Annotated in this window: 17 protein-coding genes and 4 pseudogenes; 3 read left to right on the forward strand and 18 right to left on the reverse strand. The window is 55.2% G+C overall.

Annotation, left to right across the window (positions count from 1 at the left end):
• Nucleotides 1-267: 267 nt before the first annotated feature.
• The 3 genes and pseudogenes from NKJ17_RS25425 to NKJ17_RS25435 form a co-directional block, all read right to left on the reverse strand.
• A complete protein-coding gene (locus tag NKJ17_RS25425; protein WP_352690643.1) occupies nucleotides 268-714 on the reverse strand; it encodes a hypothetical protein in 447 nt (148 codons plus the stop codon).
• A gap of 228 nt (nucleotides 715-942) precedes the next feature.
• A pseudogene (locus NKJ17_RS25430) lies at nucleotides 943-2296 on the reverse strand (IS5 family transposase).
• A 188-nt stretch (nucleotides 2297-2484) separates the two neighbouring features.
• Nucleotides 2485-2658: pseudogene (locus NKJ17_RS25435) on the reverse strand (transposase domain-containing protein); the annotation flags it as partial.
• On the opposite strand from NKJ17_RS25435, the pseudogene NKJ17_RS25440 reads away from it, so the two are divergent.
• The 3 genes and pseudogenes from NKJ17_RS25440 to NKJ17_RS25450 form a co-directional block, all read left to right on the forward strand.
• Nucleotides 2631-2855: pseudogene (locus NKJ17_RS25440) on the forward strand (DUF5372 family protein); the annotation flags it as partial. The pseudogenes NKJ17_RS25435 and NKJ17_RS25440 overlap by 28 nt on opposite strands.
• Nucleotides 2856-2955: 100 nt before the next feature.
• Nucleotides 2956-3153: a hypothetical protein gene (locus NKJ17_RS25445; RefSeq protein ID WP_352509784.1), complete on the forward strand. Its 198-nt coding sequence runs from the start codon at nucleotides 2956-2958 to the stop codon at nucleotides 3151-3153.
• Complete coding sequence (locus NKJ17_RS25450) at nucleotides 3134-5206, forward strand: recombinase family protein (RefSeq protein WP_352690577.1); 2073 nt, start codon at nucleotides 3134-3136, stop codon at nucleotides 5204-5206. The genes NKJ17_RS25445 and NKJ17_RS25450 overlap by 20 nt, the downstream gene beginning before the upstream one ends.
• Here NKJ17_RS25450 and tnpC read toward each other — a convergent pair.
• From tnpC to NKJ17_RS25525, 15 genes and pseudogenes are all read right to left on the reverse strand, one after another.
• Nucleotides 5202-6662: pseudogene (tnpC, locus tag NKJ17_RS25455) on the reverse strand (IS66 family transposase); the annotation flags it as partial. The gene NKJ17_RS25450 and the pseudogene tnpC sit on opposite strands and share 5 nt — an antisense overlap.
• A gap of 73 nt (nucleotides 6663-6735) precedes the next feature.
• Nucleotides 6736-7482: an IS66 family insertion sequence element accessory protein TnpB gene (gene tnpB / locus NKJ17_RS25460; protein WP_352690580.1), complete on the reverse strand. Its 747-nt coding sequence runs from the start codon at nucleotides 7480-7482 to the stop codon at nucleotides 6736-6738.
• Nucleotides 7483-7726: 244 nt separating this feature from the next.
• Nucleotides 7727-8200, reverse strand: coding sequence for a hypothetical protein (locus NKJ17_RS25465; protein ID WP_352690582.1), 474 nt, complete (start codon nucleotides 8198-8200; stop codon nucleotides 7727-7729).
• 740 nt (nucleotides 8201-8940) lie between these two features.
• Entirely contained in the window at nucleotides 8941-11292 is a 2352-nt protein-coding gene (locus NKJ17_RS25470; protein ID WP_352690584.1) for a ubiquitin-activating E1 FCCH domain-containing protein, read from the reverse strand.
• Between the two features lie 790 nt (nucleotides 11293-12082).
• A complete protein-coding gene (locus tag NKJ17_RS25475) occupies nucleotides 12083-13036 on the reverse strand; it encodes a UDP-glucuronic acid decarboxylase family protein (RefSeq protein WP_352690586.1) in 954 nt (317 codons plus the stop codon).
• A 40-nt stretch (nucleotides 13037-13076) separates the two neighbouring features.
• Complete coding sequence (locus NKJ17_RS25480) at nucleotides 13077-13895, reverse strand: glycosyltransferase family 2 protein (protein ID WP_352690588.1); 819 nt, start codon at nucleotides 13893-13895, stop codon at nucleotides 13077-13079.
• Nucleotides 13896-14439: 544 nt separating this feature from the next.
• Complete coding sequence (locus NKJ17_RS25485) at nucleotides 14440-15600, reverse strand: glycosyltransferase (protein ID WP_352690590.1); 1161 nt, start codon at nucleotides 15598-15600, stop codon at nucleotides 14440-14442.
• Nucleotides 15597-16826: a glycosyltransferase family 4 protein gene (locus NKJ17_RS25490; RefSeq protein ID WP_352690592.1), complete on the reverse strand. Its 1230-nt coding sequence runs from the start codon at nucleotides 16824-16826 to the stop codon at nucleotides 15597-15599. The genes NKJ17_RS25485 and NKJ17_RS25490 overlap by 4 nt, the downstream gene beginning before the upstream one ends.
• A complete protein-coding gene (locus tag NKJ17_RS25495) occupies nucleotides 16781-17617 on the reverse strand; it encodes a glycosyltransferase family 2 protein (RefSeq protein WP_502906569.1) in 837 nt (278 codons plus the stop codon). The genes NKJ17_RS25490 and NKJ17_RS25495 overlap by 46 nt, the downstream gene beginning before the upstream one ends.
• A 20-nt stretch (nucleotides 17618-17637) precedes the next feature.
• Nucleotides 17638-18993 (reverse strand): lipopolysaccharide biosynthesis protein, encoded by a 1356-nt coding sequence (locus tag NKJ17_RS25500; protein ID WP_352690596.1) that lies wholly within the window; start codon nucleotides 18991-18993, stop codon nucleotides 17638-17640.
• Between the two features lie 116 nt (nucleotides 18994-19109).
• Nucleotides 19110-19907 carry an FkbM family methyltransferase gene (locus NKJ17_RS25505; protein ID WP_352690598.1) on the reverse strand — a complete coding sequence of 266 codons (798 nt, stop codon included), beginning with the start codon at nucleotides 19905-19907 and terminating at the stop codon, nucleotides 19110-19112.
• The gene (locus tag NKJ17_RS25510; protein WP_352690601.1) at nucleotides 19904-20254 is read right to left on the reverse strand and encodes a class I SAM-dependent methyltransferase; all 351 of its coding nucleotides are present in this window, start codon (nucleotides 20252-20254) and stop codon (nucleotides 19904-19906) included. Before NKJ17_RS25510 ends, NKJ17_RS25505 begins: the two co-directional genes overlap by 4 nt.
• A 69-nt stretch (nucleotides 20255-20323) precedes the next feature.
• Nucleotides 20324-21790, reverse strand: a complete 1467-nt coding sequence (locus NKJ17_RS25515; protein WP_352690603.1) for a hypothetical protein — start codon at nucleotides 21788-21790, stop codon at nucleotides 20324-20326.
• Nucleotides 21790-22683: an O-fucosyltransferase family protein gene (locus NKJ17_RS25520; protein WP_352690605.1), complete on the reverse strand. Its 894-nt coding sequence runs from the start codon at nucleotides 22681-22683 to the stop codon at nucleotides 21790-21792. The genes NKJ17_RS25515 and NKJ17_RS25520 overlap by 1 nt, the downstream gene beginning before the upstream one ends.
• Before the next feature lie 132 nt (nucleotides 22684-22815).
• Nucleotides 22816-23580, reverse strand: a complete 765-nt coding sequence (locus NKJ17_RS25525) for a glycosyltransferase family 2 protein (RefSeq protein ID WP_352690607.1) — start codon at nucleotides 23578-23580, stop codon at nucleotides 22816-22818.
• Nucleotides 23581-23590: the final 10 nt, after the last annotated feature.

Below are 23590 nucleotides of genomic sequence, written 5' to 3' on the forward strand. Positions count from 1 at the left end.
CCGGAATGTCGAGACTGCAGTTCGCACTGACACGCAACGGCGAAGCGGACGATTGCGATTCGGCCATGTTGGCTGGCGGGACTGGCACCCCCGCCCTTCGCCTCCCGGCCGCAAGCCTCAGACATCCGCACGTCGCCTTGGCTTAAGCGATCCGACTAATATACTGGCTACAACACCAGCATGAACGCCAAGGCCATTCCATCTAACAACAGACACGCAGCAGAAGCGCCATGCGCCCCTGCTACCGTTGCCCTATTTACGGTCAACTTAGTCGCTAACGGCGTGGCCGTTGTCGTTGTCCTGCGTTGCCGCCAGAATACCAGCACCGCCGGCCAACCCAAGGAAGATCCACAACGGCTTGTTGTTGGTAATGCCCCCGGAATTGCCAGTTTGGGCGGTGTGCTCAGAACCGAGGACATTGAGGCAGATCTTGTTCTCGACACGCGAAATATCGAGCGTCGAATTCGCCGGGACGCTCACATTGCAGCCACCGACCTGAACCGAAGCCGAGCCCTTGGCGCCAACCACGACACGACTGCCAAAATCCAGCGCGCCGCCCGCTTGCGCCGGGCCATAGCCAGCCACCTGCGAGATCATCACGTCGCCATTGACGCTGCCGAGCGATCCAATCGGATTTACGCCATTATAGGCGGTTGCACAGGTGCACGACCCATCCTGCGCGAAAGACGACACCGGGGCGAAGCCGGCCAACACAACAACTCCGGCCAACACACTTTTCACAACTAGGTTCATCCGCATCAATCCTTCTGTCCCACGTTACCTGAGGCCCGCCGAACCGCTAAGGTACTGAAAAGCGCGTAACAGCTTTTTGCGCGAATTCCAACCCGTTTCGCAGTTGCGAGATATTTTTCGGTTTCGGTGTGGTTGATCGAACACACTATTAGAATATCGTAATTTGTCGGCCGTGAACAATGAGAGGGATCAGGCTTCGAGTTCCTTCGGCTGACTTTGGAGGGCGGCGATGAGAAGCCACAAAAGATCCTTCAGCCACCTGAGCACGAGGGAGAAGTTGTAGCCTGCGGCGGCCAGGATGGCGTTGACCGCGTCGCCCTGCTTGCCGGCGAGGTAGTTGCGGCCCATCCGGTGCTCGGCTGCTCGGCCTTGATGTGGCCGATCACGGGCTCGATGGCGGAGCGGCGGCGCATCTGGCGCTTGATGACCGGGGTGACGCGGCGTTTCTGGCCGCTGGTGAAGACCCTGAACGTGTGGCTCTCCGGTGCGTTGTGGCCGCGATAGCCGGCGTCGGCGAGGATGCGGCTGATCTCGTTGCCGATGGCCTTTTCCATGTCGGGGATGACGCTTGCGAGCGTGTGGCCGTCATAGGGATTGCCGGGCAGCGCTTTTGCATGCAGGGCGAACTGGCCGCCCTTCGAGCGCTTCAGCGTGGTGGCCACCGACACCTTCACGCCGAACTCGTAGGGCGCATGCACCTTGCCCTTGCCGATGCATTCCACCTCGTGCGCGTGAAGGCTGTAGATCTTGCGGCCGCGCTGGCGCTGACGCTGCTGGAGAACGGTGGCGGCCTGGTAGAGCGGCCATTTGAAGAGCGCGTCCAGCTCCGCATCGCCGGCGATCTGGCGGGAGATGTCGCGAAGGGTCCGGCCGAGATAGGTCTTGAGCCTGCGCAGCGCCTTGTTGGCCCGGTTGAACTGCTTGGCGTGGGCATAGCGCTGGTGCTTGATCAGCGCCAGCTTGCCGACCCGCACATAGCTCTGGCGCAAATTGAGACCCGTCTTCTTGGCCAGCCTCACCAGCCGTTCACGCGCCCGGTGGATGAGCTTGGCGTCGGTCGGGAACATCACGTTCTTCGGCTGCACGGTGGTGTCGACGATGACCTGGCGCGTGTCGGCCGGCTTCATCGCCCCGGTCTTGACCGCAAGACTGAGGCTTTCCTGCAAGAGCGCCACGATCCGCTCCTCGCCCATGCGACTGCGCCAGCGCGTCATCGACGAGCGGTCGAACGGCAGTTCGTGGCAGAAGAATTCCTCGCCGCAAAGATACTGGAAGTGGGGGTTCTCCACCCAGCGCTCGCACAGCACCTCGTCCGACGGTTGAAGGTGTGCTTGAGGATCGCCAGCCCCGCCATCAGCCGGGTCGGCAGCGGCGGCATGCCAGGGCCGTCCGAATAGACGGCGCCGAAACGCTCCTCCAGAACCGGTCAGTCGATCGCCTGCGCCAGCCGCACCAGCTCGTGCTTCATGTTGATGATCTGATCGAGCCTGGAGCGGAACAGGTCCTGCTCTCCCGTCTCGCGCTTTTCGCGTGGCCTGGACATTCGCCATCCCCTCGATTCGCCGCCGCCGAACCGAGTGAAATCACGCTCCGTAGCGCAAGGGAATCGCAAAACCGAATTGCAGGAAAACAGCGCCCAAACACCGCAAATCCTGCAATTCCAAAGCCGCCATCCGCCTCAATCAACATGCCAGATCAACGGCTTGCGGGTAAGCGCGTAGCTGATGCCGTTTAGCGCTGGTAGTTCCAAGGCATGAGCGCCTCGATATCGCTGTTTGGCCAGCCATTGGCGATGCGCTCGAGGGTCTGGGTGAGCCAGGCGTACGGATCGACCTGATTCATCTTGGCGGTGGTCAGCAGCGTGGCGATGGTGGCCCATGTCCGTCCACCGCCGTCGGAAGCAGCGTCATAATGCCGGGAATCCGGGCTTCGACGTTGTCGTCACCTATCCATTCCATCCGTTGGTTGGGCAGACCGTTGCGGTGGTCGGTGAGCATGATCATGACGGCATCCGCCACCTTTTGGTTCGGCAGCCGCACGGCGGAAGCTTCCATCTTCCGGACTGGATGGCCGCCCCACAGGCCGGTTCGGTTGCGATCGTTGCCGCGCCCCGACTTTCGCTCACACACCTCCTCGAACTTCGCGCACTTCTCGATCATCTCGTAGGCTCTCTTCCAAGAGACTCGATCTCCGGAGGAGGACATGCCGATGAAGAATCCGCTGCGCACCCAACTGGATTTGTTTGTGCCCACCATACCGCCGGCCAAGATGTCGGGCGAGGAACGCGTAAAGGCGGTGGTGCTGTTGCAGTCTCTACTCGTCGAAGCAGCGTCCGTGCCGGGCGTCGGACTGTCGATCCCGAACCGGAAGGAGGCGGGTGATGAGCAAGATTACCGCTGAGCACCTTTGCCGCAGCGCCATCATCTACATCCGGCAATCAACGTCCTACCAGGTCGTAAACAACCTTGAGAGCCAGCGTCGCCAATATGGCCTAGCTGAGCGGGCTCGGCAGTTGGGTTGGGATGATGTGCAAATCGTCGATGACGATCTCGGCCGATCCGGCGCCGGCACGGCTCGGCCCGGCTTTGAGAAGCTGTTGGCGGCCATCTGCGAAGGTCGTGTCGGAGCGGTCGTCTCGCTGGAGGCGTCGCGGCTGGCGCGCAACGGCCGTGACTGGCACACCTTGCTTGAGTTCTGCGGGTTGGTCGGGACATTGATCGTAGATGAAGATGGCGTCTACGATCCGCGTCTGATCAACGATCGTCTGCTGCTTGGCATGAAGGGCACGATGAGCGAGATGGAGCTTTCGGTATTCCGGCAGCGCTCCATCGAGGCGCTCAGGCAGAAGGCTCGCCGGGGGGAACTTCTGCTGACTGTGGCTGTCGGCTATGTCAAAGCGGATGATGGGCAGCTCGACAAGGATTCGGATCGTCGTGTCCAGGACGGCATTGCTCTGGTGTTCCGCAAGTTCGCCGAGTTGCAGTCGATCCGGCAGGTTTTGCTCTGGTTCCGGCAGGAGCAAGTTCTAGTTCCGGCCGTCGTTCAGGGCCGCGGCAAACACGCGATTGAATGGAAGGTGCCGGTCTATCACACGCTGCACCACATGCTGACCAATCCGGTCTATGCCGGCGCCTACGCATTTGGCCGGCGCGGAACGCGCGTTGTAATCGAAGGCGGCCGCAAGCGCGTGATGCGTGACAGCATGCGCCGGAACTGGAAGGACTGGGAGGTTTTGATCCGCAGCCACCATGAGGCATATATTTCCTGGGAGGAGTTCGAGAGGAATCAGCACTTGATCGCCGACAACGCCAACGGCAAGAGCTACCTTGGGCGCGGGGCGATCCGCCGCGGAGAAGCCTTGCTGCCAGGCCTATTGCGCTGCGCACGCTGCGGCCGTCGATTGCATGTCGCTTACAGCGGCAAAGGCGGAAACACCCAACGTTACGTCTGTCGCGGCACCTTCAGCGACAAGGCCGTCGACAACTGCATCCGCTTCGGCGGTATGCGGGTTGACCGGGCAGTCGTCCAGGAGGTTCTCGGTCGACTGCAGCCGCTCGGCATCGAGGCGGCGCTGGCTGCCATGGAGGTGCAAGGCCAGGAGCATAGTGACAAGCGACAGCAGGTCGAGAATGCTTGCCGGCAGGCCCGGTACGAGGCGGAGCGTGCACGCCGCCAATACAATGCGGTCGATCCCGAGAACCGGCTTGTCGCCGGCGAACTCGAGCGACGCTGGAACGAGAAGCTGACCCACCTGGGCGAGCTTGAGGAGGAGCTGGACCGCTTGGCCCCGCTGCAAGCACCAACGGTCTCCGCCGACGATCGTGCAAGGCTGATGGCTCTGGGGAAGGACCTCGCCCAGGCATGGGACAGTCCGGGCGCTTCGAACGAGACGCGCAAGAAGATCATTCGCTTGTTGGTCAAGGAGATCATCGTCGATGTCGTGGACGATAGTCTGGCGCTCATCATCCATTGGCAAGGTGGCGATCACACACGTCTCATCGTGAAGAAGAACAAGGTCGGGCAAACCCGCTGGACGATCGAAGGCGATACCCTTGATCTTGTTCGGGTACTGGCCCGCCAGATGTCGGATCTGTCCATCGCCGCCATCCTCAATCGCGCCGGCAAAAGGACAGGGAAGGACAATAGCTGGACGCGTAGTAGGGTGTGCAGTCTTCGCAACACCCATGGCATTGCGCCATACCGCGACGGCGAACGTGCGGAGCGTGGCGAAGCAACGCTCGACGAAGCCGCGGGGATTCTCCAGGTCAGCCCGTCGACAGTTCGTCGCATGGTCAACCGCGGCACGTTGGCAGCGAATCAACTATGCAAAGGGGCACCCTGGATCATTCACCTCTCGGATATCGAGAATGATGCCGTTCGGCGTGAAGCTGATGCGCGGCGATCACGGCGTCCGGCGTCTCATGATCCGCGCCAAAATGTCTTTAATTTATAAGGCGATCGACAGATGAGCAGTATATCGCACCGCCGTCGCTGCCAGCGAAGAGGCTGTTCTTTCGGGTGATTGTCTGTGGCCTGATCGCGCGCTCGACGGTGTTGGAGTCGATTTCGATGCGGCCGTCGGTGAGGAAGCGCTCCAGCGCGGCACGCCGGCCGAGCGCATAGCGGATCGCCTCGGCGGGCTTCGATTTTCCCGACAGCTTCGGCAGCTCCTTTTCCCACAGCGCAAAGAGAGCGGCAACGACGGCGGCGGATTTCTCCTGACGCGCAGCTATCCGAACTACCGGGTCCTGGCCGCGCACGGCCTCCTCGGCGGCCCACAGCGGGGCCATCTGCGCCACCGTCTGCGAGGCAATAACGGAGGAGCCTGCGGCATGCAGTTCGTAGAACTTGCGCCGCACGTGCGACCAGCACGCCGCCAGCGTCACGCCGTCATTGCCCCGATCCGATCGGGCCAGCCGGTTATAGGCGGCGTATCCGTCGACCTGCAGGATGCCGCGATAGCGGTCCAGATGGCGGGCGACACATTCGCCGGCACGGCTGTCTTCGAAGCGGTAGGCGACGATGGGCGGTCCGCTGCCACCGAACGGCCGATCATCGCGGAGATAGGTCCAGAGGTAGGCCGTCTTGGCCTTGCCCGATCCTGGGGCCAGCGTTGGGAGCGTGGTCTCATCGGCAAAGACCCGCTCACCCTGCTTGATGCGGGTCAGTGCGTAATCGGCGAGCGGCTCGAGCTCGAAGCCGACCTTGCCCATCCACTGCGCCATCTGTGACCGGTCGATCTCGACCTGATCGCGGGCATAGATCGCTTCCTGCCGGTAGAGCGGCAGGCCATCGGCGTATTTGGACACGGCGAACTGCGCCAGCAGCGCTTCGGTCGGAATGCCGCTTTGGATGATGCGGGCGGGAGCGGCTGCCTGGATAACGCCGTCCCAGCCCTTGTAGGCATATTTGGGACGACGCGTGACGATCACCCGGAACTTCGCCGGGGTGACATCGAGCCGTTCGGAGACGTCCTCGCCGATCAGGATCTTATCCAGCGCTTCGCAGCCAGCAGGCGTTTCGGGCTCGACGACCACCTCGACCCGTTCGAGATGGGCCGCAAAGCCTTTGCGAGGACGCGGCGCGCGCTTCGCTTTCGAGCCGCCCGCAGACTTCTCCATCTGCGCTTCGATGGCCGCCACGCCGGTTTCGATCTCCTCGAAGACCAGCGCATACTGTTCCTCGCTCAGCGCGCCGGTCCGCAACCTTTCGGAGCGGCTGCCGAAGCGCGCCCTCTCCAGCATCTTCACGACCGCCGTCAGGCGTGCGATCCGCTCATCAGCGCTCTTGTTGACCAACTCGAGATGGAGGTTGCGCTCCTCCAGAAGGGCGGCCTTTTGGGCCATGGCAATAACCATCGCCTTGAGCGCGTCAACGTCGTCCGGGAGCGCGAGTTCGGGTGCCGACATGGCCAAAATCAGAGCATATTCGCGGGCAATTTTCCCGCTTTTTCAGCTCCCTGATTCATCATGCCGCAGGGTTTTACCCAACCGATTGCGGCCGCCTGACGGTCTCCGTCCGAACCCGTTTCCAGTCCATTCCGTCAACCAGAGCCATGAGCTGAGCATGATTGAGCTGGACCCGGTGGTGGCCGATCCGCGGCCAGCAGAACTTCGCGTCGTCCAGTCGCTTGGCATAAAGACACACGCCGCTGCCGGCCCACCAGACGATCTTGATCCTGTCCGCTCTTTTGGCGCGGAAGACATAAAGCGCGCCGTTGAACGGATCCGAACCGGCATCGCGTACCAGTGCCAGAAGGCCGTCGGGACCTTTTCTAAAATCGACGGGATGACTGGCGACCAACACCTTCACGCCGGCCGGGATCATGCCTGGCGGACCGCCCGGATAATCCTGGCCAAATGATCCTGGCCGACGTCGGCTGCCGGCCCGAATGACCACATCGCCCAAACAGATCTCCACTGTCGAAGACGCCGCTTGGGTGACCTCGACAAAGCCAAGCCGATCCGCATCTCGCTGCGGCGTGATCGCACCGCTCTTGATCGCCTTGCTCCGCCAGCCGAACAGCTGGGCTGGCGCCATCCCCGCTTGTCTGGCGATGGCCGACACATTCGCGCCCGGCTTCAGTGTCGCCTCGATCAGCCGCGACTTCGCTTCCGCCGACCAGCGCCGCCGCGGACGCTGCGGGCTTGCCTCCAGCCGGTTCGGGACCGCCTCAAGGACATGGAAACTTCTATCATCAGGCTTAGGCGCAGACATAGAAATTGACACTGTAAGCTCCTCGGCTTCTTCAGTGTCACTATCTCGCTCATCACCTCAAGCCGCGCCAGATGGGGTCGGCTTGGCGCTTACGCTTGCGGATAGTTCACGGCCGACTAATTTATCATCTTTACAGCCGGCCACAATTGCAGGTTGCCTGCGAGGCTGCCACCATCGCTCCAACGCTTCACACATGTCTGCAGCCGACCATGTCCTGATTGCGTCGACCCGGCCCTTCTTGCGTTCGAGACAGGAGCTACGAGCCTGGCGCGCAAGACTTGTAGGTCGAGCCGGCCTGAGCCGGCTGTCCGCACAGGATGCCGGCCTCGACAAGTTTCGCAGCCAGATCCGTGCCATCGGACGTCAGGCACTGCACAACGAGGGCGTCACCAAATTTTGGCGCGACGTTGCCGTCGCAAGGTGTCCCCGTGCCGACAGGTTTGCAGGTCAGGGCGAGTCCTTGATAATCCCGTCGCGCAGCCTCGGTGACCATAGCTCGGATGGACTGAGGCTTGGTGGCTGCGACGCCGCACAGCACGATCTTGCGCCCGGCGACACGCAAATCATCGATTGATCTAATCGAAAGCTGGCCAGCAAATGGCTCAAGCACAGCGGACTGGCTTACAGGCCGCGCATCCAAGTCTGTTCCTCTTTTAACAATGATGACAAGAAACCAAACCGAAAATGCGCAGGCTATCAGCGCAAGCAAGCCTATCTTCTTGATCAGCAAAATTTCTTCTCCGTTGCAATCGCAATCGATGTACGGCTGAAGGCAACGCGGCAGATGATCGGCGTATCCTGTGCGACTTGCCTCAATCGGAAGCAGCCTATGGAACGATCCGCGCCTGACGCTTGCGAACAAATCCCGCCAGCCCCGCACGTTGCCGAGCCACCCGTTTCGTCAATCCAATCACCGTGACTACACCCGTTAGCCCGATCACGACTGCGCCTCAAGGCGCATCACCGCAGCGACGCTGCTGACATCTACGCCAAAGGCTCGCCCACGTGGCCACACCATAGATCTCAAGCCGATTGCGTTTCGGACGTGTTACGAGCGGCTTTCTGCTTCCTGCGGCCGTGACAGCAGTCCTTGCGCCGGGTAGTAGGGGAACTCGCATGCGCCGAGAAAGCCATTCCTTCAGGCCCCTATCGAAGCGATTGGCCAGCGGATCGCCAAGGTACCGCATAGCGACCGATCTGCCCATCTAAACCGAACTGAGCGCCGGCCGCCTTGGGAGAGTTGCTCGGAACGCCACCTCCCAGACCTACACACCTACACACCTACACACCGACAAACCCAACAAGCAAATTTCGCTATCCGCCTGATCCCCAGGGAAGGCTGCGAATCCAGCTGACAAGGCACGTCGCCGAAGGATTGCGGCGAGGTTTCCAATCGGCCAGCTCATTTGCGCCTCAGAGAGCGGGCCACAGACCCGCCTCCCGAAGTCTACAGGCGGCGTGTGGCAGACATCAGATACCCATTCGACACTCGACCACCTCCAGCTCAACCAGATCAAGAATATCGGTCGAACTGGTGAGCCTCACAACGGCATCCCCGGTAATGTAAAATTGATCGTGGTCCAAGCTCGGGTCGCCGCCCTCAGAAACAACTTGTGTAAAGAAATGGGGGGCCGTGTTGGTTATGATTCCAGTCAGAGTTCCTACCCTTCCGAGATTCACCCCCCTTCCAAGAGTGAGTACACTATTACTCCCTTGGTATAGAAGCATAGGGTATCTAACGACCAACATACCTCTGGTTCGCGAAATGGCTCGCAACGTCAGGTCAAGTTGTCGATACCCATTTCCAATTTCCTGAGAACCGTAGTTGTGCTTCAGCTTGAACGGAATGGCAATGGTTGTAGCCCCGACCGGAGTGCCCGATGAGCGTAAAACAGCTTTATAGTGAAGGGTTGGCGACCACCCGAGATAGGGCACCTGTTTGACACTAATTGTCTTCATAGTGATGCCAGATGCAACCTTACCGCCTGACGAGTATGCGGGGTAGAAGCGCGTGTCTATATCAGACAATTCAAATGTGTCGGTTGTTGCGTTGGCCACTGTGAACGTCAGCTTATTGACCGGTGTCATTCCTGCAACGCCGTCGATCCTAATGACATCACCGTTTGCAAAGCCATGTGACGGCGCTTTAACAACTCCGGGACTGGCTCTCGTAATCCCGGTGATGTTGATGACCAAACCTCTAGCGCCCCATTCATCTGCAGGAATAAGAACGATCGGCTCTGCTCGCGGTGCGGTTCTTTGGACTGTTCGGCGGATGTTGACCAGCGCGACAGACTGATCATCAACCTCCACAAAGCCTATTGGGCTTGTCGCGGCATCAGCGTCAACAGTCGGGACCCTGCAGCGCCTGACGTACATACCTCGCACATAGGTCGCGCCAAGACCGCCGTGAAGACTTTCGATGTCTTCATAGACCCTGTCGTAAAGCTGGCCTAGATATTGGTAGTCAGGCAGGAGGAGAACGCCACCGCCCCCCGCTACGATCGCGCCGGATGGATCGGTCGCCTTCACCCGTTTGGCGTGACCACCTAAGCAGCGGAGCCCCACGGAACTAGCACCTTGACCGGGAAGCATCGTCTCTGTGATATCCTCAAACTTCGTTTCAAAGGACGGATGGCACTCGACGCTGGCGACATTGTTGAGCCCTTCCAATCGTTGAACAAGGGTATTTCTAGCCCAGGAATTTGCATCTATTGGATGCCTGCATCCTTCGGCATAAATGTCTCGGAAATTGCAATTTGCCGAAGCATTAGAAACGTTGATCGTGTAACGGCTGTTGAGAAGCCGTAGCCGTTCGCCAAGGACGCCTTCGCATTTGCTGATTATCAAACAGTCAATTCCCCCTGGTTCTCCCTGTGCGGAGCTACCCTCTATCGTTGCGTCACAAAAATATGGCGCGCGAAGATTGGTGAAATCGAGCCGACTCCCGTGGGAGCACTTCCAGCTCACGCCTTCGAGCATGAGCTTTCCGGAGCGGTAAACGGATATCGTTGTTTCACCTGACGTGAAGTCGAAGTTGCTTGGCTCAACCAGTGTTATCTTGCCGTTTGAGCATAAGCCCACCACGCCGAGAACTTGTTTGCCATAACCATACGACGCTTCGACGGGCGTATCAGTGTCCAGGTGAATCAAATCTCCATTTTGGATACCGCTCGCACTGCTTATAGCGATTGTCCTATCTCCCCAAGCAACTGGCGACGTTAGCGTCAGGCCTGTAGCTACAGTTGTTCCATGGAAATTTACGCAAGGTGTCCCCCCATTGATCAGCAGTCTTGCACCACCATTTGAGAAGATGCGAAGCTGTTTACCAGGGGCGATCTCGAACGACACCGCACCAGCTATGTTTATGTCCCGGCCGGCTGGCAACTCTAGTGACGCGTTCAGCATCAGTGCCAGATCTATAGCATCGGCGAAAGGAGCGGCGTCGTTCGTCACGCCGTCACAGACTGCACCAAGCATCTGGACCCTGATAGTTGATTCTGCAAGTTCCCACCAAGCGCCATCGAGCGATTGGAATTTGCCGGCATGATGGGGCTGAGAAACAGCTCTTTTATACAGCGCCGTGCCGCCATCGCCAACTGAAGAATAACCAATGACCCGGAGCGCGCTGATGTCCTCAGGAATAGCAACAGCCGCCATTCCTGTCTTCGTCGCGTAGATGGGCGCATACCCCTGGTTCACCGCGTCTGCAGCAGCAAGTTTATCTGCGCACGCTAGTGCGGTCGGCACACAGGTGCCAACGGCTGCAATGGGGGCAACCTTCAAAAACGAACGGCGATTTGTCCTGGCGTCGTCAACCAAGCGACATCTCAATCAAGGTGTTAGAACCCGATATGCTACCGTGTCGGCGCTGGCGACACAAAAACACGTGAGCAAGCGAATGCTCGGTGACCGCTCCAAAGGGCAGTCCAGTTGTTCTCTTCCAGGAAGTCGCAGTTATGGCTCGCGATCGCCGCTCAGACCGTCGATCCAGCACCAGCGGCGACTACAGTCGCCTGGGCGCGGGACCGCTTCGGCCACCCAGTGATTGAGTTCATTGGCTGTGGCGTGGTGAGGTGACTCATGCGTCGCATCGCCGGCATAGTGCAAGTTGAGTGCTAGCCGCAAAAGTCGCATTGCCGGATCGGTCTAAAGCTATCCCGGTTCACGTCCTTGTAATCGGGTTCCCGTGGCTGGGCACGGCGCAGTCTGTGGCAGCATTGTCCACAGAGCGATCATCCGGGTGGCATCAGAGATCAACGGCACGGCAGCAAAGTCACTCCAGTCGGCCTTCGCACGAAGAGTCGCCCCAGGCAATCCGACTTGCCGTGGCAGGACGACCCCATGCCGTTTCTAGCGATTCCTTTGACAGCGCGCTCCCGCTAACGGTAAGGGCCAATTGCCTCCTCGATCGCTCGCCCGCGCACGCCGCGACAACGCTTCGCCGACGCGACGGTCGCCCACGCCCTCTTCCTCATATTTTGACATGATACGCAACTCGCCTCCCAGAGAACCACTCATCGCAAGCTTTCGTTCGCTGGTGACCACACCAGATAATTTATCTGCCTAATACACACTGGCAGCGCCCGTACGCCCTGTCGTGGGCATTATGTTATATAGCCGCCCTAAAGTATTCAATCGTTCGAAGGAGCCCTTCTTCCAGGTTCACTTTTGGCTCCCAACCAAGAAGCTCTTTAGCCTTGGTTATGTCAGGCTGCCGCTGCCGGGGATCGTCTTGAGGAAGAGGCATCCTGACAATCGGAACTGACGATTCTGTCATAGCCAGCGTTCGTTCGGCCAGCTCCCTGATAGTAAATTCTGTCGGATTTCCGATATTAATGGGTCCGGCGACCGAAGGGGCTGTTCCCATGAGTCGTATCAACCCGTCAACTAAGTCATCAACATAACAGAAAGAACGGCTCTGATCTCCATCCCCATAAAGTGTGATAGGACGGCCGGTAAGCGCTTGAACTATAAAATTCGAAACCACCCGACCATCTGCCAAATGCATTCGTGGACCATACGTATTGAATATTCTCGCTACTTTGATTTCAAGACCTAGCTGTCTATGATAGTCGAAGAAAAGCGTCTCGGCGCACCGCTTGCCCTCATCGTAACACGATCGCGGTCCGATCGGATTTACATGTCCCCAGTACTCTTCCGTTTGCGGATGAACGGCCGGGTCGCCGTACACTTCACTAGTTGAAGCCTGGAGTATCTTGCAACGAAGCCGCTTAGCCAGACCGAGCATATTGATTGCGCCATGTACCGATGTTTTTGTCGTCTGTATCGGATCATGTTGATAGTGAACGGGCGACGCCGGGCAGGCAAGATTATAGATCTCATCTACCTCGACATAAAGCGGGAGTGTCACGTCGTGTCGCAGAAATTCAAACCGAGGATTGCTATGTAGATGATCGATATTCTTCTTGGTCCCGGTGAACAGGTTATCGACGCACAGTACCTCGTGCCCCTCGTCAATTAGTCGGTCAATAAGGTGCGAGCCAACGAACCCAGCCCCACCGGTAACAAGAATTCGCTTACGACTGCCATATGTCCTCGTCATACTGCGTTCCCTTACGCTCTTAAATTTAACAGTATATCAGCTAACGCTTCAACTTATCCTCAGCCATTAAGTTTCTAATCATAAAAAAATACCACGTTTTGTAGAACGCATAAGAGAATCCTGGGAAACCGTCGAGGATTCCCAGCTTCACAAAATAGGTATAGGTGAAATAGAACCACGGGTACCACCATTTTCCTATGTTTTTGTACTTAAATTTCTGCCTTTCAGTCAGATGATTGGTGTCCTTCGACCAGTCGATACTCATGCATCTTTTGACCTCCCATTTGGCATAGTCCTGGTGTCGGTCAATAAACTTCTCGATCCCGCGGAAATCTCGATGGTCGATTTTTGATTTTATTTCGCCGGCCTTGCGATCCAAGATTGGGTGCTCGTGCACCTCCATGTCAAGATTGCTCCACCGGTGCTCATCGATACGCTCGTAGTAAGCTGAGCCCACGCGGAATAACGCAAGTTTCTTCTGCGGGACACCAAATCGCAAGGGCCTCTCGAGGAAATAATTAGTAAAATTTAGCCAAAATCCCTCTACCTCAGTATTCGCCAGAGCCCGAGAGAGTTCATCACAAAATTCGTCCGAAACAACTTCATCCGCGTCCAAAAACAAGACCCATGGCGTCTTAAACTCGTAGTTTAAAAGCATCCAGTTTCTTTTTTTTGGATAATTTCCGTTCCAAGAGAAACTTATAAATTCAACGCTATGCTTGTCCACAATTTCTTTTGTGGAGTCCGTGCTACCAGAATCGACTACAACCACCTTTTCAAATCTTTTAAGTCCTGCCAAGCAGTTACCAATATTCAATTCCTCATTTTTTACAGGAATAACTACTGTGACGGGGATCAAGTGACTACGGTCTTTCAACGATGGCCAACCATTTTTGCAGGGTTTCCAGCTACGATTGAGTTTTCGCCAACGTCCTTCATCACGACAGCCCTAGCACCAGCTATTGCGCCAGCGCCTACTGTCACGCCAGGGCCAATGAACGCATCAGCGCAAATCCAAGCCCCTGGCCCAACAACAATGGGACGCTTTTCCAGCGGCATGCGGGGGTCACGGTATGAATGTGTTCCCGCGCATAGGTGAGCAAGTTGCGATATAACAGCGCCCTCACAGACTTGAATGGGACCCAACGCGTATAAGATGGCCTTATCTCCTATGGCTACCCCTCTTTCCAAATGTATATTCCACGGCATTGTTATCTCGACGCTCGGATACACATGCACCTGATCCTCTATTGTTGCCCCAAAAAGCCGTAGAAGCATGCGCCGCCATGCCCAAAATGGCCTCGGACTCAGCGCGAACAATGGGTAGGCGAAAGTCCACAGCATCCGGGCAGCTTGCTCACGCTTGCTCCACTTGACCATACGGCGGTTCTCTTCAAAGTCGACTATTCGAACACTCGGATCCATTTTGGCACATCTTTCCGACCACCGATTAACCAGCGATAAGACTCTGTCATTCGACTCGTAATGGAATCCCATGAAAAGTCCTGCAACATCCATTCTCTGCCCCGTAGACCCATTGCAATGCGTTCATTCGGAGAAATCGACATTGCCGCTCGGAGGCATGACGCGAGCGGTTCAGCACCATGGTCGATCCACCAGCCGCAACGTTTCGTTTCCAGCATTTGCCACGGCGCACCTTTAGAAGAAATTACAGGTGTACCGGCCGCAAGACTTTCGGCGACCGTCATGCCAAAATTCTCGCTGAGCGTCGGCAAAGCGAAGAGTTCGGCTCGTGCGAGCAACTCTCGTTTCCGCTCTCCATAAACCGCGTCGTGAACTTGGACGTTAGCCAACGACAAGTTGGCGGCGAGCCGTCTTAGTTCGTCTGCGTGCCCACCTTCGCTCGGCCCCAAAATGAGTAAGTTCCACTCCGGAAAATCTGCTTCGATCGCCGACCAAGCTCGAACAAGACGGTCTAGACCCTTCTTAGGATGGACACGGCCAAGCGAGATTACAATTTTTTCCTTCGGCTGAGCGGCCGGGTCATTTTCCAGCACGTCAATTCCGTTAGGTACAATTGCGACCGCTCCGGTTAAGCCGAAGGCGCGAATGTCATCGTATTCTTGGTCGCTCGTAGCATGAAAGAGATCAACTGACGACAAGGCGCGGTTCTGGACTAGTGCGCCGAATGCTTTTTTACGCACCGCCGAAAACCGGAGGGCAGCAGGCGAAAGCATTCCGCGTGGAGCAAATACGAGCTTCGCGCCCGTGTTATTCTTCACCCGCGCACCGTATACATTTGGCATCAGCCAAAGGCCATGATTGTGTATAATGTCTGGCCTGCCCAGCTTTAGAGCCCTCAACATCGAACCGGAGAATGCCATCCTTCGCAAAACTGGATAGGCGGCAAAATCGGATTCAAAGCGACGGTGTAAGAATCCGTCCCGGAGATATGCGGCCTTCTTTCCTATTGAGTAGACAGAAACATCATCGTTCTGAGCGGCTTGCCTGGCAGCCAATGCCGGCACCGAATAAGATGGCCCAGACGCTTCTGCCTCAATCGAGGCAATGGTGTGGACGATCCGGAGCGGAAGACCGGTCAAACTGTATGCTCTTGTAGCAACTGTTGGCCTGGCTTCGGTGGCAAACTCCAAGGGGGTATCGGGCGTGTTAAGCTAACGACGGATCCAGCCTGGATGTAATCAAGTACTTCCACCAAATACGCCGCAGCCGCGTGCGGGGTGATGGATCGCTGAAAGGCGCAGACCTTATCCACAAGCTCGGCTTCATTTGAAAGCCTTGCCAGACTCCGTGTAAGGGCATCGGCGAGAGACGCAGATGATCCGGCCCGGAACAACTCACCTGCACCGCTTACCTCAACCAGTTCTTTTGCACCCACGCCATCACTGACGACGACCGGTAGACCCGACAGAAGAGCCTCATTTACTCGGATACCCCATGGCTCTTCAAGACCCGGAGCCACAAGAATATTTGCCCAATCAAACAATTCCTTCAGTTTGTCATTACTGACCACACCCACAAATTTTACGTTTTCTTGCAAACCAAGGCGGTCGTTCATCTTCACAAGATAAGATTCCGATGAACCGAACCCGGTTATAACACACTCAAACGGTATTTTATTGTGTTTTAGTATCGCTAAGGCAGATAGAAGACAGTCCTGCCCCTTAAACGGCTCTAAATAACCGATGCACAGAACACGCAGATCAAAGCTGGGACCGGGCTTCCTGGTTATTGCTGGAAAATCGGGAAAGTATCCGTATCGAAAGATACGATCTCTCGAGAAACCTAAGCGCTCGAAATCACGTTGACGGTCACCCGATGCAGACAGAACAAACCTAGCTTTTTTGGCAACAAAACGAGTACGAAACGGCGTCACTATTGGGCCGACAAACTTTTTTATGATGCGCCCCAAACCAGTCCGAAGGTTTGCTGGCGCTTCCATGATGACGCCAAATTCTCGGTTCTTTTCTGCCAGCCGGTGCGAGATATAACGAACACGTTCATCATGATATATACCGTTTACAATATGAAGCCCGGCACGATCATCAATCAGCGCTTTAGCCTCAGAAATCCAACTTGCGCCAAGCACTTGGAATGACAATTTACCAAAGTCAGGTATATCCCACCCTAGCTTTTTGCGGTGAGCTGGCAAGTCGTTCAAAGCTACAAAAAGGATATCGACGTCTAGTTGCTCTGCTAGAGATTTGAAAACCGGTATGGCACTTTTGCAGGGAATTCCCCACCAAACCGTCAATTTTCGCCTCATCCCATTTTCTCCAAAAGCAACGGCAAAGGCTTTCCCTGCCAATGCCAGCTATCGACCAACGATCGAACGTATCCAGGTGCAGCCGCTTTGAGCGCCAGTCGTAGCGGAGCCACGAAAGCGTCCGATCGAACCTTGCACCTCATTTGAATCTGCTCGATATGTTCCCTCTCTCTCCCTTTCGCGGCTTCAATCCGTAACTGCTTAGGATCGTCGGGATCAGAAAACATGTGCCCTGACATTTTAGCGTTCTCGTGCAGGCGAAGTGCCCAGGTGTATCGCGGCAGACGAACAAAGCGCGAACCGCAAAGCGCGAAGCGCCACCACAATTCGGTGTCCATCATATAATGCAATTTCCGATTAATCCCACCGACGCGCTCGTAAAGGTTGCGGCAAAAAAACGCTGATGGGCCGCACGCTGACAACATCCCAAGCTGAACAGCCAACCTTGACCACGCTTCGCCTCTCCTACAACGGAGCACGAAACCATCGGCATCTATCCACACAAGGTTTCCGAATGCCCATTCGCAGCCAGGCTGCGAAACAAAAGTGCGAGCAACGCTGGATAATGCGCCAGGAAGAAGGATGTCATCCGAACTCAGCCAGGTAAAAATATCACCGGTCGCCTTCGAAAAGCCCTTGGCCAGGGCATCGCTCTGGCCGTCATCCTTGCCGCTTTCAAACACCGCGATTCGGTCACGGTATTGAGCGACGATGGCCATCGTCTCATCTGTCGACCCACCGTCCATTACAATAACTTCTTTGTCGACATAGTCCTGCCTGAAAATGGAAAGAAGAGCTTCTTCGATAAAGCGCCCCTGATTTAATGTTGGCATTACAATTGAGATTCTCACACTTACACCTGATTACTCAATATACTTCCTTGGGTACGCTCCGAAGCGCTATCATTTTCTCTTTGCTTCAGAATTCTAGGTACAATCCAGATGAACGGAGCGATCAAACAGATTGCGTAAGAGATAACTGTGCCCCATACAGCGCCAGCCGCGCCGATAAAATGAATTAGGGCGATTGAAGCGGGCACGTTTACAAGCATCATTGCCATCATTGCTCGCATGAGAATGGTTGTCTGTCCGACGGAACGAAGTAGCATGGCGGTGGTGTGCACCATCATTGTAGCTACGACGAGGGCCGCCATTCCACCCAGCAAAAGAGGGCTAGTCGCGATAGGAGCTCCAAGCCAAAGCTTAGTCAAGGGCCCGTAAAGCGTCCAAATTAAGCTACTGGCAACAGACGATACGATACCCATTGAAATCAGCGTTCGAAGATAGGTAGTCCGGACCCAACGCCTTTCACCATTGGCGTCGGCTCGGGCTAGAGCTGGCCAAAGCGCATCATTTGCTACGGCCAAAAACATTATCGGAGCTCCAAACACCCGCTGTGCCAATCCGTATGGCACAGCGGCCCCAGCACCTGCAATCACGCTTATCAAAGTCAAATCTGTATGTGAGGCAATTGCAAAGGAAGCTTGGCTAAGGGCGAGCTTCGATCCTTCCCGAAACATGCCAATAACGTCTCTCCAAACGAAATAGCGCCTGGAAAATAATGGAACGCTATGGCGGCTCAAGGCATATCTTCCGAGGAAAAACATGAGGAGATATTGAGGGCCGAGAAAAGCCAGCGCAAGGATATATAGTGGCTGCCTAAATGTTATTGAAATTAGGAGCAAACACGTTGCGCTGATTACTCCGGCTAACTCAATGCTATAGGCAATCCCTCCACGTAATGACCCAATCAATACGAACTTCGGCACGTTCGCAGGAAAGCCAACGCCGAGCAAAAGCGCCATCGTTGCCAAGTGCGTTGTAACTTCATGGGCAGAGACTGACGCTCTTACGCCTAGGAGAGACGGCAAATCGACAAGCGAGCAGATTAAAAGGCCAGCGACGGTGCAGAACAATCCGGATAAAACAGATATCGTCATAGCACTCGTAACAGCAAGGCGAACTGCGTCATGCAAAGGATCTCTGAGCGAGCGACTCACTGCAGTGACGATGGCACCAGCCGTCCCTGAATACGCGAATCCAAGAACGCCCATCAGGGAAAGGGAAAGGATCCAAAGACCAAAACGATCCTGCCCGAGGTATGTGAGAAGCGACGGTACTGTCACCAAAGTCGCAAGAACCCGAACGACATTTGCGACGCTTCCGAGCACGGCAGTTGAGGCGACTTGCCGAAGTCTTGTGGTCAGCAAACGATCATTCCGACTGCACACAGTACAATATCATTCTCCTCATAACAGTTATGAAACAACTCATCTAATAGGATAGACAACGCCTACGCACTGACGGCTTATCATGTAGAAGCTGTCTATCTCCAACACTCTGGAAGAACGACCGCAGGGCGATGTGGCAAATTATCTGCGTCTAACGGATTTGGAATTAAGCATTTTCCGCCTTCGACCAAGGTCGTACGATCCTTGCGATGGAATGTAAATTCCATAACGGGTGGGATACTCACGCCGCCTCTTTGGGTTGGCGGCGCAACGTTATTGGGATGAATATGCACTACGTAGTGATGCCGCAGTAATTTTCGGAATGTCGCACTTATAATTTGCATCTGCGACTCGCCAAATAACCGCGTAAGGTGATGGAATTCAACGACCATTATTCTAAACTTTTTTAGATTGTCTTCGTCAAGATCCAAAAGCACGCGATACTCTGCTCCTTCAATGTCCATTTGGAGTATCCGATCGCCATCCAGCTCTGGAGGGACCTTCTGGCACAAGGAATCCAGTCGCATATTCAAGTTATCCTCGTGAACGTCCACAAATTTTTTGAAGAAATGGAAATTCGGATCATTAACAGGAGGTCCATCTACCGACGCATCTGCCATAAAGGAGTGCAATCCGCGCTTCGACATTTCAGAATCGAAGGTCACCTCTGTCGAGACGCCCGGCGAAATCAATATCTTCATGCCCTCCAAATCATCTGGCAATAGATATCCGCCATCACCCGGTTTCCCAATTCTTACTAACGGCGTAGTCGTTGCACGGGGGCGCACAGAGTGAACAAACTCCGCCAGCCGCGAGAAATCTGCACTGCGTTCGAGCCAAACCTGGTCGCCCGATAGCCGCTCTACACTATTTTTGATGAATGCTTGCATCATTGGATTACCTCGAAAAAGCGTTGAGTCAGATCACTGCGACCGCTAAGCGCCGCCCGCGGCGCTGCCACCCATCGTTTGCCAAATGCCGACGCCGAAGCCAAGAGCTCCTGATAGACTTGGGGCAAGGCCTCGAACGATATAACCGTCCCCTCAAACCCAGCCTTCAAAACCGCAGATGCGAACTGACCCTGATTCGCACCCACATCCAGAAGGAACCGTGCTTGTTTGATGTTGAGAACCTCGGCAACCCGAAGATCAAAGCGTGAATAGAGATTGCTTGGGCTAACCTCAAGTCCAACTAGTCGCGCGATATCTCTGGTTCGTAGCTCCAAAGAATGTGGGATCATTCAGTCTCTCCGGTGTTTCTGAAATGCGAACGAGGACTTGTTTCTATCTGTATTGGGGACCTGGGCCAATCAAATGGGTGTTGAAACGGATCCTCTCCTATCACTCGGATTCAAGGACAAGAGGTGTCTCCGACTATTGATATTTAGCGTCTGCTGGAGACCGATTGTCAGAATTGCGCCAACCAGCAGTGACAGTTCGAGCACATAGATGCGTATCATTGCTAAAAACATAAGGGGGATAACCGTGCGCTGCATAAAAAGAAGGGACCGCCATAACCTTCTATCCAACAAGTCTCCACTCCGCTGAGCTCCTGGTGTCATGGCGGCCATCAGCATAACAAAGAGAAACACGGAAAAGATCCCCCCACTAGCGAGGTAAAACGTCAAACCGGTTTTCGGAAATATGATGCGGTCTTGCATGTAGTACCGCCACACATCAGGAATATAGTCGCTGGTAAAAAGGTGAGCCAATCCCAACCCCTTTCCTAGGATCATCGACTGAGTGTCATCGAGCATTGACTTAAGAATAATAACATCGAAGTCCTCAACTTCTAATCGATCCAGAGTTCTGCTTTGTAGAAGAGAAACAAAGCTATCTGGAGTCGCTACCTCTTGTGCAGACAAACCAAGAGTATCGATACTCGAGACTCTCGTGAGGAACACAGAGAGAATAACAACAGCACCAGCGGTATACAACGAAACTATCTCGCCGTTCCGGAGCGGTCGCCCTACGCTGCGCAGTGCTAGATAAACAGCCGAACCTAGACATAACGAAATGAAGGCTGACGTCGACTGCGTGAGCAAAATGGTCAATAGACCGCCTGCTCCCGCAAAATATCTATTGAACTTGGAAGGGAAAATCTGACGCCCCATCGTAATCAGCATCAGCAAAAGCACGCAGGCTCCAATACCTAAACTCTTCGGTTCGCCGGCAAGAGAACCGGGCCTAATATAAAGGGAGCCGCCGATAGCCAGCATACCGGTTTGCGCATCCTCTGCCCCCATAAAAAGTCCGAGCGGTAACATGTCGATTCCCGTCACCACAAAAACGGCGAACTGACAAATACCGATCAGGCACAGTGTGAGCAGAGAAATGCAGATGCATCGAATTAGGAAGCGAGAAGGTATGTCAATCCCTTTCGCCAAAAGGAGGAACATGGGCGCAAAGCTAAGCGTGAGGCTCATTGCAGCTACGAAAACACGCAGCCAGCCATTTCGAAATCCGCCACCCACAAATTCTACGCCTGATCCCGTCACAGACAGCGAAACAGTGGCGGCACAAAGTCCCGAGGCCAACAGCAGCATATAGATTAGAAAAAGCGAAGACTTTATTGGATCAAAGCGCCCATGTAGAAGATATTTGAATATGAGAATGCCAAACAGGAGCTTAGAGAGCGGAAGATTGAGCCCCACATTCGGGGTCAGCGCAAACCAGGGTTGAAGAAACGCGGGTACAGCTAAATCCTTTCCAAGCGGCAGGCGCATCGCGACAACAGCAGCCAATGCCAATACCATAAATGGAACTATCTGAGCCATCATCTCTCAATAAAACCATTGCCGCGGAGCCAAGGCGTTCTATCTACCCCGTCAATTTCCAAGCTCAGGTCAGTAAATTCCAGCGCGGGATTCACACAAAGTGTGTAGCAGGTTACTCTGGAGTGACTTCTAACAAGGTAATTACATCGTGAAAGAATCAAAGCTTCGGTAAGAACATCTTGTCCCTTAATTAGACCACTTCCTGCGACCCCAATATCGTAGTGACCGTGCAAGGAAGTTCCGTCTGTTGATCGTAAGCTTTTTCGAACAACAAGCCGCTCGCGGTAGCGATTCCCGAACTCCTCGACAATTCGCTCGTCATCCGTTGCTAAAAACACTCGTCCATCGGGGTTTCTGTTGATCCATTTGTCTGCGTGATATTTATAGAGATCGATTGCAGCGACCTTCCGATTCTCAGCACCGGTCGCTGCATCCGTCATGCGAATATGAACACCAAGCGTCAGATTGCTGAATTCGTCACGGACGAACGTCTCAACTGCGTCTGCAATTTCCTTTCGGACAACACAATACTTCGCGAGCGCACGTCTAAGCGATGCGCGGACGCTCAGGCCGTCGTATCGGCGAAATGTATCGGCAGTTGGACGATATTTCATGTCCAAGGACAGGCGCGATCTAGGCGTCCTAATGTCAAACTCGGCCTGTTCGAAAAAGTAGCGATAAGCGTTCTGTCCCGAGTTCGCATCAAAATAGAGGCTATTTTGCCCCCATACCACGGACGCATCCGCTCCGCAAAGCTCAGCAAATCTTAGGCCATTGAGGGTCATGAAGAGGTCGCCAAAGAAACCGCAGCCACGTGATGGAATGCGCAAACGCAGTGGAACCACTCTAGCAAAAAGCGAAAAAGCGGAGTTCTGCAGGCCATAGATGTTCATAGCTGAGTTAACCACTCACTGTTTTTAGGCTCGAAACACGGGAACTCGAGCAAATGAGATGAGTCAGAAAAAGATTCGTCTTACAGTTATCCAACCCACGCCCGCATGCCGCAAAGAAAACCTTGATTTCGTTCATGCCCGTGACGTGCCGCGCTCCACGAAAAACTGCCCAATTTTGCGTACAGGCTTTGCGATGAGCGCATAGTCTATCCAACCCGAAGCCAGCCATTGGCGCCGTGCTCGCAATGCTTCCATATTGTGCAAAACATGAGATTTAAGACTGCGCGTGCTTTCGCCACCAATCATCATGTCAACCAAGACCTGCTCGACTATGGCCGACTTAAATCCATGGAGTTCAACAGCTCTGAGCATCCAATCATAGTCCGATGCCACCTTGAAATTAAGATCGAAAGCACCGGTCGCTTCGGCGACTTTCCGTTTAACATAGAACGTGGGATGGGCCGGCATCCAGCCGGTCCGAAAACCCTTGAAGGGCCGGGGAACCGCACGCCAACGGCGTACGACCCGCTTGGTCAGATGATCTTCAACAAAGTCCAGGTCACCATGCACGATGTCCGCCTGTTCAAGCCCTGCGGAGATTCGCCTCAGCGCCGTGCGGTCATGAAAGCAATCGTCGGAATTAAGAACCCCTACGGCATCACCCGTATAGAGCCGCAGTCCTTTGTTGAGTGCATCATACATTCCGCTGTCGGGTTCGCTGACCAACCGAATCTGGTCCTGTGAGTAAGATCGGATTATCGGCAGCGTTTCATCCCGCGAGCCCCCATCGATAACCACCAGCTCCTTGTCCAAATGATCCTGGGCCAGGAAGCTGTCGAGCGTATGGTTAATTGTCGCCGCCGAATTCCGGCAAACTGTTAAAACCGAGATTTTCATGTCACCTCGG

The sequence above is a fragment of the Mesorhizobium sp. M0208 genome, from assembly GCF_040322015.1.
Classification (GTDB): Bacteria; Pseudomonadota; Alphaproteobacteria; order Rhizobiales; family Rhizobiaceae; genus Mesorhizobium.